Annotated in this window: 11 protein-coding genes; all 11 read right to left on the bottom strand. The window is 46.0% G+C overall.

Features of this window, described 5'->3' with window-relative positions; translation table 11 throughout:
• Window positions 1-75: 75 nt before the first annotated feature.
• The 11 genes from MKX36_RS09515 to flhA all read right to left on the bottom strand — a co-directional run bounded on the left by MKX36_RS09515 (window position 76) and on the right by flhA (window position 12458).
• On the bottom strand, window positions 76-1485 hold the full coding sequence (locus MKX36_RS09515) for a DUF342 domain-containing protein (RefSeq protein WP_016820969.1): 1410 nt from the start codon (window positions 1483-1485) through the stop codon (window positions 76-78).
• Between the two features lie 44 nt (window positions 1486-1529).
• Window positions 1530-2318, bottom strand: coding sequence for a FliA/WhiG family RNA polymerase sigma factor (locus MKX36_RS09510; protein ID WP_016820968.1), 789 nt, complete (start codon window positions 2316-2318; stop codon window positions 1530-1532).
• Window positions 2319-2332: 14 nt separating this feature from the next.
• Window positions 2333-2746 carry a hypothetical protein gene (locus MKX36_RS09505; RefSeq protein ID WP_013370699.1) on the bottom strand — a complete coding sequence of 138 codons (414 nt, stop codon included), beginning with the start codon at window positions 2744-2746 and terminating at the stop codon, window positions 2333-2335.
• A 2-nt stretch (window positions 2747-2748) separates the two neighbouring features.
• Window positions 2749-3246, bottom strand: a complete 498-nt coding sequence (locus tag MKX36_RS09500) for a chemotaxis protein CheD (RefSeq protein WP_010346358.1) — start codon at window positions 3244-3246, stop codon at window positions 2749-2751.
• Window positions 3239-3865: a chemotaxis protein CheC gene (locus MKX36_RS09495; protein ID WP_013309909.1), complete on the bottom strand. Its 627-nt coding sequence runs from the start codon at window positions 3863-3865 to the stop codon at window positions 3239-3241. The genes MKX36_RS09500 and MKX36_RS09495 overlap by 8 nt, the downstream gene beginning before the upstream one ends.
• A gap of 3 nt (window positions 3866-3868) precedes the next feature.
• Window positions 3869-4330: a chemotaxis protein CheW gene (locus tag MKX36_RS09490; protein ID WP_013370696.1), complete on the bottom strand. Its 462-nt coding sequence runs from the start codon at window positions 4328-4330 to the stop codon at window positions 3869-3871.
• A 62-nt stretch (window positions 4331-4392) separates the two neighbouring features.
• Window positions 4393-6489 carry a chemotaxis protein CheA gene (locus MKX36_RS09485; protein ID WP_016820967.1) on the bottom strand — a complete coding sequence of 699 codons (2097 nt, stop codon included), beginning with the start codon at window positions 6487-6489 and terminating at the stop codon, window positions 4393-4395.
• 33 nt (window positions 6490-6522) lie between these two features.
• On the bottom strand, window positions 6523-8067 hold the full coding sequence (locus MKX36_RS09480; protein WP_340864573.1) for a chemotaxis protein CheB: 1545 nt from the start codon (window positions 8065-8067) through the stop codon (window positions 6523-6525).
• A 31-nt stretch (window positions 8068-8098) separates the two neighbouring features.
• Entirely contained in the window at window positions 8099-8986 is an 888-nt protein-coding gene (locus tag MKX36_RS09475) for a MinD/ParA family protein (protein WP_044785607.1), read from the bottom strand.
• Complete coding sequence (gene flhF / locus MKX36_RS09470; RefSeq protein WP_340864572.1) at window positions 8983-10428, bottom strand: flagellar biosynthesis protein FlhF; 1446 nt, start codon at window positions 10426-10428, stop codon at window positions 8983-8985. Before flhF ends, MKX36_RS09475 begins: the two co-directional genes overlap by 4 nt.
• Window positions 10425-12458, bottom strand: coding sequence for a flagellar biosynthesis protein FlhA (gene flhA / locus MKX36_RS09465; protein ID WP_016820963.1), 2034 nt, complete (start codon window positions 12456-12458; stop codon window positions 10425-10427). Before flhA ends, flhF begins: the two co-directional genes overlap by 4 nt.
• Between the last annotated feature and the right edge of the window lie 17 nt (window positions 12459-12475).

Genomic DNA, 12475 nt, shown 5'->3' with positions numbered 1-12475 from the left:
ACACCCTTTCCGATTGGGCATCCGTATCAGACTACCGAGAAATATAATAAATTGAATTATTATCAGTGTAATGAATTACATGTAGGAGGACATGCTGATATCTCCCTCATGATAATAAAACGCCATTCTTTCCACAGAATCTTTAATAAATTTTGTATATCTGCCGATAACTATCTTAGAGCCACCATAAATTACATTTTTCACTTCTACCCGGGCGCGGCTCGTATCTTCTAATGTTCGTTCTATTTCAAGCATTCTGGACTTAGTTTCCAAAAGTTCCTGTTCATTAGATTTTTTAGTAGATGTCAGCTTGATTCGCATAGCCATTCTGTCAGGTGCGAGCTGTCCAGCAGCCGCTAGCTGATCCAATATTGTAAGAGCTTTGTTCGTTTTATCCTGGCTGTCTGTCTGTTGCTTCAACCGTGCGCGAAGTTCTGTCAGTTCATCACGCAGTTCGGGAAGCACACCCACTTCAATATTAGTAGCTGTGGACATCGTGTTACCGACGGTACGAGCCACTACCTTTTTACCAGCTTGTACACTGCCACCTACGATAAGCCCTTTTGTGCCTTCGCAGATTACATTATTACTCGCTTTGATCTGGGAATGCATGATGCTCTGGGATACAAGCACATCGGCTCCCGCGATCACGTTACCATCTTGTATAAACGAGCATTTCACATTTTGTGCAGCTTTCACAAATCCTTTATGGTATCCGATAATACCGCCGCTGATTTCCACTGAACCATCTGCCTCAATTTCAGCGCCTTCCACACCGCCAATGACACGAATGTCGCCAGCCGCCCGAACGCGAAAACCGGTCAAGACATTCCCGCGAATGACGACGGTTCCAACAAAATCGATGTTACCGACGCTATAATCGACATCCCCGTTCACTTCATACACAGGGAACACATTAAGCTTGCCCTTTTCAGTTGTAGTCACTAAACCATCAATAGCCGCATACATCGCAACGCCTTCCGGATGGATCACTACATTTTTTCCAACTTTAAAGCGTGCCTCTTTACCTGGAAGAAAAGGGATTTCCTCTCCGGTTACAGCAATCCCTGGTACACCTGGCAGAGGATCCACTCGTTCGGCAATCAGTTGTCCACGTTTTACATTTCTTAAACGAGTTAATTCTTTATAATCTACCCGTCCATCCACAGTTTCAAGTGGCTTATGTGCATCTTCACCGGTCACAATATCGGCCAAATTAATTTTTCCGTCTGTACCGTGGATCGGCTGCTTTCCCTGAGCAATCAGTAATTTCCCGAAGAAATGATCTTCCGGATTTGCCGCAAATGTGCGGATTGCATCGGTAATTACACCGTAGGATATTTTTTGGTTGCTTAGAAAACGTTCTAATTCTTCCACAGAACAGGCAAAGCCTTCTTCACGTTTGGCAAACTCCAAGTAGGCGGATTGTTTGTCAGGTGAGACAACCACTTTTAAAAACTGATCCAAAGCATACTGCTTCTCCACATGGGTGCTCCTTCCGTCTAACTGTTACTGTAACCTCCCGTACGTTAATCTTTACGCATTAGCAAATCCCGTTGTTTGTCCAGTGTCGCTCTCAGACGTAATATTGCTTTGGAATGCAACTGAGAAATTCGCGAAGGAGAAAGTGACATGACCTCAGCAATTTCGCTGAGTGACAAATCCTCGTAATACAATAAAGAAACAACGATACGCTCTTTTTCAGTTAATTTATCAATGCCTTGTGCCAAGGCATCACGCAGTGTGAATTCATTGACCTTATGATCTGGATTTTTCGCCTTTTCATCTACCAACAGGGAAAGCCGTGTTTCCGACTCTTCTTCGCGGATCGGGTCCTCTAGTGAGACAATCGACATTACAGCGACCTCTTGGATCATACTTTGAAACTCTTTCTCGGAGACGTCCAAATAATGACTCATCTCTTCGTCGCTTACTGTGCGTAAATACCTTTGTTCTAAATGCTGGTAGGCGTCTTCGATTTTTTTCGCTTTTTCCCTAACTGAACGAGGAACCCAATCTCCTTGACGAAGACCATCCAAAATTGCTCCGCGAACACGCCAAGAAGCATAAGTCTCAAACTGCAAACCACGCTCATAATCAAATTTCTCTAAAGCATCAATCAAACCCATAACACCGTTGCTCGCCAGATCATCCTTGGATACATTTTTAGGTAAGCCTACTGCAAGACGACCCGACACATATTCCACAATATGGAGATACTTTTCAATTAACTGCTTTTTTGCTTCCTTGTCACCGTGTTCTTTCCATTGCTCCCACAGCTCGGAATGGTTCAAATGAGCGGCTTTTCGCTCGTTCATCGGCTTCACCCTCCTTATTTGTCTGTCAGGTGACGAACGGCCTTGGCCAATTCTTCAGGGTCCTTGTTGGAAACCAGCTTGGGTGGGTTTAAAGGTGCAAAACCATTATTCCCCTCGTCCGTCTGCTCTGGTTTCGGTTTCAGCAATTCATTCAGGTTTTCATTTTCGTCTGGTGTCGTCAGGTCCAGATTTCCCCCTACGCCATCTACCTGAGAGCTTGCCCGGTCTTGGGCATTACCCAGATCTGGCCGCGCTACCACACCCAGTGTCCAGCGCAGCACAAATGCAAGTAGGAACCAAAAAACGAAGGCGATTAAGCCACGAATTAAGCTCGTGGTCAGCAGATTGCTGCCAACGGACAACACAAAAGTCAGAATAAATCCGACTACTCCAGACCAAAGATTAATGCGTAAGCTACCAAATAACATGTTTATAATTCCTTTACACCTTTTTGTACGCTTCGAATATTCAAAACGCCAGTTTCAGAGTCCAACTCAATCGTTCGTCCATAATTGCCACCCGTATCTTCCGCAATTAAAGGAATGCCCAGATCTACAAGCATTTCCTTGCACGATTCTACATTGCGCGGGCCAATCCGCATGGTGTCTCCACTACCTGCAAAGGCAAACATCTGCGCTCCTCCTGCCATTTTGGCAATCAGTCTGCGCCGTTCAGCACCCAGTTTCAACATTCGTTCAAATAACTCTGGCAGTGCTGTATCCGCATATTTGGCAATATTCAACTGCCCTTCACGCGCAATATCCGAGGACGGTAACATCACATGTGCCATGCCTGCCAGTTTCAAATGAGGATCATAGAGGGTCAATCCGACGCAGGAGCCAAGCCCTGTCGTGCGAATCGAGTTCGGGTTGCTGGTAACATTTAAATCTGCCATGCCGACTTTAATGATGCTTTTATCCTCAATCATCGTTCATCGGGACTCCTAACGACCTAAAGATTTTCCCGAACGATTCTGGATCAGGAATCAGGAAAAATTGACCCTCAATCTGATTCTGCCCTTCCAGAAACGATGTGTCAATCAATAAAGCAGCATCCCCCATCTGCCCAAACTGCAGCAGTCCGTAGCTGAGAATAGCTCCTGCCATATCCAGTGCCAGCGCAGGGACTGTTGGATACATGGATAAACGTGTGAAATCCGCCAACGAAGAAAGGTAGGAGCCTGCTAAAATGTTACCGATCTCCGACAGAGCTGAATGCTCCATTTCGTTAAAGCTATCCTCGTCATCCGAAGGAATATTCGCCAAACGGGAAAGTAAGCTTTTCGCCGCCTGAGGTTGCAATATGAAGAATAGATTACCAGGGGCTTCCCCTTCGACTCTAAAAAATATTGCAACAACAAGTTGTTCATTTCCGCCGACTTTGTCCGCAATTTCCTCAAAGGGCAGCATTTGCACTTTGGGCACACCCATATCGACTGGTTTATTGAGAAGCCGGGAGAGCGCTGTAGCAGCGTTCCCCGAGCCAATGTTGCCGACTTCTTTCAATACATCCAACTTGAAGTCTTCGAGATTTCCCAGATTCTCCATATATTAATCCTCTAAACCTTCCAGTTGGTTCATTTCGCTACGGTTCAAAACTTCGGACAAGTTCAGCATAATCAACAGACGTTCTTCACCAATTTTAGCAACTCCGCGAAGATATTTAGCCTTAACACCGCCAACCACTTCCGGTGGTGTCTCAATGTTGTCAGTATTCAGGTCAATAACATCATTCGCTGAATCCACGATAAAGCCGACTTGCATCTCGCCCACAGCAACGATAATAATACGTGTTTGATCGGTATATTCAGCTTCTGGTAATCCAAAACGGCCACGAAGATCAATAACCGGAATAACCACGCCTCTCATGTTGAATACACCTTTAACAAAATCGTAAGTTCTCGGAACCCGTGTAATCGGCACCATGCGTTCAATAGATTGGACTTTTTCTACTTCAACACCGTATTCCTCTTCACCAAGCTTAAATACGATAACTTTAATTTCTTCTCCCATGTTTAAAAACCCTCCTTATTGATGTCCGCAATCTCATATTTCTTTCATTTTTAATGAAGACATTATTTAATGAAAACATTCGGGTCAATGATCAAAGCAACCTGACCGTCACCCAGAATCGTGGCACCTGAAATTCCTTGGATGTTTGGAAGATACTTGCCCAGATTTTTAAGGACGATTTCACTTTGTCCCAAGAAGTCCTGTACGGAAAGAGCTGCCAGACGGTCTCCCTTACGGATGACCACGACCTCTGTCTCTTCTTCTTCATCTTCGTTGAAGTCCGGTACCTCAAACAGCTGACTCAAGGAGATAAGCGGGATATGAGAATCGCGGAAAGCAATCATCTTATTGCCATGCACAGAACGGATTTGCTTACGCTTGACGATCGCAGTTTCCACAATGGAAGACAAAGGAATCGCATATTTTTCAGAACCGATCTGTATCATCATGGCTGCAATAATGGATAGAGTCAACGGTAATTGTACAGAGAAATTAGTGCCCTGGCCCAATGTGGAGTGAACCGTAACATTACCACCCAAAGCGGTAATTTTAGATTTAACAACATCCAGACCGACACCGCGTCCTGATACGTCTGAAATGACTGCAGCTGTACTAAAGCCCGGAGCAAACAATACTTGATAAGCTTCCTCGTCGGTCATGGAAGCTGCTTGTTCTGCTGTCAAAATCCCTTTGGAAATAGCACTGTTTAGTACCTTTTCACGGTTAATCCCGTTCCCATCATCCTCAATCTCGATAAATACGTTATTACCGCTATGAAAAGCACGCAGTTGAACGGTTCCAGTTTCTGGTTTACCAGCTGCAATCCGGTCGGCTACCGACTCGATGCCATGATCCACGGAGTTACGTAGCAAATGCACCAGAGGATCACCAATCTCGTCGATAACCGTCCGATCCATTTCAGTCTCTGCTCCAGTAATAACCAATTCCAGTTTTTTATCCAGCGACTTGGCCAGATCGCGAACCATACGCGGGAAACGGTTGAAAACAGTATCTACAGGTACCATCCGCAATTTGAGAACAACATTTTGCAAATCACTGCTCACACGACTCATATGCTCAACCGTTTCCGTCAGTGCTGGATTGGAAGCCTCACTGGCTAACTGTTCTAAGCGCACACGGTCAATGAGCAACTCGCTGAATAAATTCATAAGTACATCCAGACGTTCAATATCTACGCGAATCGTACGGTTGTGCGTAGGAGCAGCCGCCTTGGCTGCTGGCGCTTTACCTGCAGCTGGCTTGGCAACAGAGGCCGCAGCTGGAGACTGCGGCTGAGATGGAGCGGGTGGCTGCACGGCAACAGCTGCTTCCTGTACCGCCGCTGTCTCAGCGAGTCCAGCAGTAACTTCGCTCATTTGTTTAAGCGATTCCTGATCCAGTTGTACCACTGAGACCGTGTCAATTTCAGAGATACCCGTGATTTCCTTTTCCAGCTCCCCAACTTCTTTCTGCGTTATGTAATATAACGAGAAGCTTTGTTCGAATTTTTCCTGCTCGATATCCTGTACGGACGGATAGGCCTTGACGATTTCACCAGAGTTTTCCAGTGTGTTGAATACCATAAAGGCACGTGCCGCCTTCAACTGGCTCTCTGAACTGATTGTTACCTGTATATAGTGAACACGATGCCCTTCAGAAATCGATTGCTCCAGTACAGAATACTGGAATTGGTCCAAAACCAATCCAGCACTATCGTTAGTGCCTGCTTTTGTAGAAGGAGACTCTTCAGTGGCAGCATTTGAGCCGGACTTTAGGAAATCCCCGCTCACGATAGATTGCAATGAAGATACAATAGAGGAGACATCCGCTTTTCCATCGCCTCCCTCTGTAATGTGCTGCACCATGGATTCCAGGGCATCCAAACCTTTAAATAAGGTATCGAATATAAATTCATGCATCGCCAGCTTGTTGTTACGTACCAGATCAAGAACGTTTTCCATTTGGTGAGTGAGCGATGCCAGGTCTTCAAACCCCATCGTAGCAGCCATTCCTTTGAGGGTATGGGCAGAACGGAAAATTACCTGAACGATGCCTAGATCGGTTGGATTGCTTTCCAGTTGAAGCATATTTTCGTTAAGAGATTGCAGATGATCATTCGACTCATCAATAAACATGTTTAAATATTGGTTCATGTCCATTGTGAGACACCTCCTCCATGAGTTACACTCCGATTATTTCACAACTTGTACAAGCTTGGGGGCGATCTCCTGCATTGGCAGAAGGTGGCGCACACATTTTAATTCAACTGCTGAGCGGGGCATTCCGTACACTACACAAGTCTCCTCATTTTCAGCAAATGTGGATTGAACCCCAGCGTCATAAAGCTTTTTCATCATTTTAGCCCCGTCGCTACCCATTCCAGTAAGCAATACTAGATGTCTTTCCAGCGCGGTTAAAGAGAGCAGCGATTCGAACATCGTATCTACAGAAGGACGGTGACCATTGCGAGCCTCCTCCATCTTCAGTGACACCGTGTATTTACCACCGGCTCCAGGCACAATTCTTAGCTGATATCCCCCTGGTGCGATGTAGGCTGTTCCCGTCTCCAGCGTCATCCCCTGCTCAGCCTCCACAACGCGTAGTGGACTCAACGTGTTCAAACGTTGTGCTAGCGAACGAGTAAAGTTTGGTGGCATATGCTGAACGATAACGATTGGAGCTGGAAAATCCCCAGGAATGCGCTCCAACAGGGTCTTAAGAGCCCGTGGTCCGCCAGTAGAACATCCGACCGCCACCAGTTTTCGAAAGCTGGACGTATGCACACCTTTTTTAAGTGACAATCCCTGTGGTGCAGCTGGAGCTGTAGGTGCTGTTACTGGAGGCGTTGCAGCCGCAGGAGCGGAAGAAGCTGATGAAGTTACCGTCTTCCGTGACTCCGGCTTGACAAGCCCTGCTTTATCCTTACCCTGTATTGATTTGCCAGCAGTCGGATCAGAGCTCTTCAGCTGTCCCGACGTTATTCCCGTACTCATGGACAAGTCTTCTTTTTTCTGCACATGAGGTGCTTGCACTGGTTTCCTTGGCTGAACAGCTGGCTTGTCTATGCGGCCACCTGTAGCAGATGTTCCAGACAGCTGCTTTTTAGTTTCCTGCTTGGCAGCTGTTGGGACGGACTTCCCAGCGTCTTTCTTGGGTTGAGCCGATGCAGCAGGTGGAGGAGCAAGCGGAACAACAGGAGGCTTGTCTGCCGAAGCTTGACTTCCAGCTCGTTTCTCAGCCGCAGCCTGTCCAGGTGGCTTTTCCATTGGCGTTTTTTTCGCTTGTTCCATTGCAGCTTTGCGCTCATTCGCTTCCTTGCGCTCCAAGCGGCTGCGTACTGCTTGCATAGCAGTATGCATCTGTTCGAGCAACGCCTTGCTCACCTGCTCAATATCTTGCGCATGAGCAATGGAAGGCTTTCTTATAAAATCGAAAGCTCCTGCCTCCAGAGCCATGATGGTCTCCTTCATGCCTTGTTCATTAATGCCTGACAACATAATGACAGGTAACGGATGGGCTGCCATAATCAGTGGCAACGCTTCAAGACCATTCATTTCAGGCATTTCGACATCCATGGTGACCAAATCAGGCTGCAATTCTTTCACTTTCTCTACAGCCTCTCTGCCATTGGCGGCTGTACCTACGATGTTGAACGACTCATCCCTTACAATAAGATCTGTAATAATTTTGCGCATAAAGGCCGAATCATCTACAACCAGCACCCGGTAAGCACACATGTTAAACACCCCTGTTTCCTCTCATCAAAAATCAATGCATAGAACGCCGCAACCATTTTTGCATAAATCCTTTGATTCCACTCAATGCACCTGGTTGTGGAACCTGTGGCATTGCTGCAAAACGGTGTGCCAGATTCAGTACATCTTTTGAAGCCGCGCATCCCGGAAAAGCAACCATAAAAGGTACTTGTCTTTTGACTGCCTGCATGACATGAGTATCATCACTGATATGTCCAAGCAGCGGGATTTCGATCTCCAAAAAGCGTTTCGCAACAAGTGCGATCTTATCGGCAACTTGACGGGCCTCATTATCGTTATCGGCACGATTGACTATAATTTTGAATACCGTATCTTTCTGCAACCCGTTGACGACTTTAATTAGTGCATACGCATCTGTTAAAGACGTCGGTTCTGGGGTGGTTACTACCATACATTCGTCAGCTGAAGTGATGAATTTAAGATTTTCTTTGGATAAACCTGCACCTGTATCAAAAAGAATATAATCCATGTCTGCTGCCATTTTTTCTACTTCTTCGGCAAAATAATTCAGATTCTCATCTGATAACGCAAACAGTTCGCTTAAGCCTGAGCCTCCAGCAATATAAGGCAAACCACCTATACCCGTTTGAATAATCTCATCAATTGATCTTTCACGTTTTAACAAGTGAAGAAGATTGTATTGTGAATGGGCCCCCATCAACACATCAATATTAGCCATACCGATGTCAGCATCAAACACAAGTACCTTTCGACCAAGAGATTGCAGGGCCAATGCAAAGTTCAGCGTAAAATTGGATTTGCCCACCCCGCCTTTACCACTGGTGATCGTTATAATTTTTGCGTGACGATTACGTGGGGGTAATCGATACTTATCCAAGGATGAAGCCATTTGTCTAAGTGATTGGGCTTGATCACTCATATGGAATCTCCGTTAACTCCTGACGATACTTTGGCTCCAAGCAGCATATTTGTCACCATTTCTGCATCGGGATGAAGCAGGTCGTCAGGAACATTTTGTCCATTCGTAATATAGGCCAACTGCATCGGAAACTGGTGCAAAAGATTGAACATTCCGCCACAACTGCCCGTCTCATCCATCTTGGTAAATACAACCTTCCCAAGACCAAACTTACTGAAATGTCCAGTTATATTGAGCATATCCCTGCTTTTGGATGTCAGGCTGAGTACCAGATACGTCTCACTTTCATTAATAGGTGAGAGCAGACTTTGCAGTTCTGATACAAGCAGTTCATTACGATAATTTCGCCCTGCAGTATCCATGAGGATCAAGTCACAATGCTCCAGACGTTGAATAGCCCTTTGGACGTCACCGGGAGATTGCACAACTTCAAGCGGTACATTCAAAATCGTAGCATATGTACGCAGTTGCTCGACGGCTGAAATCCGGTACGTGTCAGAAGTAATAAATCCAACTTTGCGATGATGTTTGAACAACTGTTCCGCTGCCAACTTTGCAATGGTTGTCGTTTTCCCTACTCCGGTAGGTCCTGCAACATACACAATTTTGGTATCTTGGGAGATCCCTTTATCCAGTCTTGTCTGTATAAAACTGGTCACTTCCTCACGAAAGGCTTGTTCCCAATCAAAAGTTTCAGGCGTAAAAGGATGCTCACTTCGACGCACATATACCTGTTCGATCCAATATTCCAGTAAATCACGTGCCACTTCCTGTTCCAACACATGCTCACAAATCTCTTGTAGCGCCTCAGGCCAAGTACTTTCCATTGAAGAGTTTCTGGAGAATCGAGTCATCATCGCTTTCATTTCCCGCAATTCATTAAGCAATGCCTGATTTTCCTCAGCTCCACTCTTGTCTGGAACACTTGCTTCGATTGGCCGTTTATGCAGCTCACTGGATGATTTCAGGTTCGAAAGCAATACTTCTTGATCAAATGCCTGAGATAGAGTCTCCAGGTTATTAGCAGACCTTGGCGACAAATGCTCCGTTGCTGATGCAACTTGTTCTGTATTAACCGTTAATTCAGCTTGTTCTTCTTTGGAACTACCGGTTATCTGTTGTGAAACCCGTCGATAAGCTTCTGGAGCTGCTTGTCTGGGGACTACAGGTGCTGATGGTTTTTCCAGCTTCTCAGGGGTGTTCATTAGAGGCGAAGCAGCCCGGGCAAGCTGGTGTGACGAGCGTTCAGTCCGCCGAGGCTTTTGAGGTTGCTGCTCCTCAACTGCAGCAACCACTTCAATTTTCTTTTTACTGAACATCCCCATAAAACCGCCGACCTTCACTTCCTTGGTACTTAAAATGACGGCATCTGTTCCTAAGTCACCCCTGATTTGCAGCATGGCTTCTGGCATGGTATCCACTAGATATCGTTTCACTCTCATAAGTTCACCACCCCGACACTTTGAATTTCAACGTTCGGCTCCAGCTCACTGTACGACAGCACCGGGACATCCTGCATCGTCCGCTCCATCACTTGCCGCAAATACATACGTATTGTCGGTGACGTTAACACAATAGGCTGCTGTCCCGATTGAATAAGACGGTTGATTTGCTCCATCATCCTTTGATACACCGTTTGCGTTGACACCGGATCAAGAGCCAAATAGCTACCTTGCTCCGACTGCTGCACGCTCTCAGCAATTTTCTTCTCCAATCCTGGTCCCACGGTAATAACACGCAACGTTTCTCCCTGCTGTGCAAATTGCTGCGTAATCTGACGTGATAACGCTTGACGAACATATTCAGTCAGCACGTCTGGATCTTTTGTATAAGTACCATAGTCAGCCAACGTCTCGAATATAGTCACCATATCGCGAATAGAGATTTTTTCTTTCAACAGCTTGGCCAGCACTTTTTGTACGTCCCCAATCGCAAGCACAGAAGGAATAAGGTCGTCCACCAGCACTGGATAATTCTCCTTGAGATTGTCAACCAGCGAACGTGTTTCCTGTCTGCCAAGCAACTCATGGGCATGCTTCTTGATCGTCTCTGTTAGATGAGTAGCTACAACTGAAGGTGGATCAACCACTGTATAACCTGACAGTTCAGCAACATCCTTCGTGTTCTCGTCAATCCAGAGCGCAGGCAATCCGAAGGCCGGTTCTGTCGTTTCAATCCCTGTAATGGAGTCGTCGTCGTATCCCGGACTCATAGCCAGATAATGATTCAACAACAGTTCTCCACCGCCTACTGTATTGCCTTTAATTTTAATTACATATTCGTTAGGCTTGAGCTGAATGTTATCCCGAATACGAATAACCGGCACAACCAACCCCAGCTCCAAGGCGCATTGACGGCGAATCATAATGATCCGATCCAGTAGATCACCGCCTTGCTGTGTATCCGCCAACGGAATCAACCCGTACCCAAACTCAAATTCAATCGGATCTACTTGAAGCAAATTAATGACACTTTCCGGACTACGCACCTCTTCGATTTGTTGCTCCTCCTCCAGCTGTTCATCAGCAATTTGCTTGCGTTCCATATTGCCCTGCATTCTTCGGGCTGCAAAAAACAATAGAATCGCAAGTGGAAGAGTTGTAATAATATGAATAGGTGTGAAAAGGCCCAATAATGCAATGGTGGCAGCCACTATGTAGATCAATTTTGGATATGAAAAGAGCTGTCCGGTTAAATCTTCTGCCAAGTTGCCATCCGACGTAGCCCGCGTAACAATCAAGCCTGAAGCCGTGGATATGAGCAGCGCGGGAATCTGGCTGACCAATCCATCACCGATCGTGAGAACAGAATACGTTGACAGCGCTTCTTGAAATCCTTTTCCCTGAACGGCCATACCGATAATAAAGCCGCCCACCAGGTTAATGATCAAAATGATAATACTGGCGATCGCATCGCCTTTAACGAATTTACTCGCACCATCCATAGCTCCGTAAAAATCCGCTTCCCGTTCGATTTTACTGCGTCGTTCACGGGCTTGCTGCTCATTAATTAGACCTGCATTCAAATCAGCATCAATACTCATTTGTTTACCTGGCATCGCATCCAATGTAAACCGGGCGCCCACCTCTGCTACCCGCTCCGATCCTTTGGTAATAACAATGAACTGTACGACCACAAGAATGAGGAAGACAACAAAGCCGACGGCAATTTGGCCGCCTGCAATCCAGCTACCAAACGTAGCAACTACTTCGCCGGCATGACCCTCACCTAAAATAAGTTTGGTCGTAGAAATGTTGAGCGCCAAACGGAACAACGTTGTAATGAGCAGCAATGAAGGAAAGATAGAGAACTGTAAAGCTTCCTTCGTGTTCATTGAAACAAGTAGAATCATCAAAGCAATAGAAATATTAATGACGAGCAGAATATCCAGCAGCCATGAAGGGATCGGGAGAATCATCATAAGAACGATACCGATGACGCCTGCAAGGACGGTTATTTCTTTTATTTTCACGGGTCTCTTGGCCTCCG

The sequence above is a fragment of the Paenibacillus sp. FSL W8-0439 genome (assembly GCF_038008995.1).
GTDB classification, from domain to species: domain Bacteria; phylum Bacillota; class Bacilli; order Paenibacillales; family Paenibacillaceae; genus Paenibacillus; species Paenibacillus polymyxa.
The sequence above is the reverse complement of the archived record's forward strand: the minus strand, read 5'-3'. Positions and strand labels throughout refer to the sequence as shown.

Excerpts from the sequence above, each read along its gene's own strand:
- MKX36_RS09510 (WP_016820968.1), bottom strand. The coding sequence starts at position 2,318 with ATGAACGAGCGAAAAGCCGCTCATTTGAACCATTCCGAGCTGTGGGAG.
- MKX36_RS09505 (WP_013370699.1), bottom strand. The coding sequence starts at position 2,746 with ATGTTATTTGGTAGCTTACGCATTAATCTTTGGTCTGGAGTAGTCGGA.
- MKX36_RS09500 (WP_010346358.1), bottom strand. The coding sequence starts at position 3,246 with ATGATTGAGGATAAAAGCATCATTAAAGTCGGCATGGCAGATTTAAAT.
- MKX36_RS09495 (WP_013309909.1), bottom strand. The coding sequence starts at position 3,865 with ATGGAGAATCTGGGAAATCTCGAAGACTTCAAGTTGGATGTATTGAAA.
- MKX36_RS09490 (WP_013370696.1), bottom strand. The coding sequence starts at position 4,330 with ATGGGAGAAGAAATTAAAGTTATCGTATTTAAGCTTGGTGAAGAGGAA.
- MKX36_RS09485 (WP_016820967.1), bottom strand. The coding sequence starts at position 6,489 with ATGGACATGAACCAATATTTAAACATGTTTATTGATGAGTCGAATGAT.
- MKX36_RS09480 (WP_340864573.1), bottom strand. The coding sequence starts at position 8,067 with ATGTGTGCTTACCGGGTGCTGGTTGTAGATGATTCGGCCTTTATGCGC.
- MKX36_RS09475 (WP_044785607.1), bottom strand. The coding sequence starts at position 8,986 with ATGAGTGATCAAGCCCAATCACTTAGACAAATGGCTTCATCCTTGGAT.
- flhF (WP_340864572.1), bottom strand. The coding sequence starts at position 10,428 with ATGAGAGTGAAACGATATCTAGTGGATACCATGCCAGAAGCCATGCTG.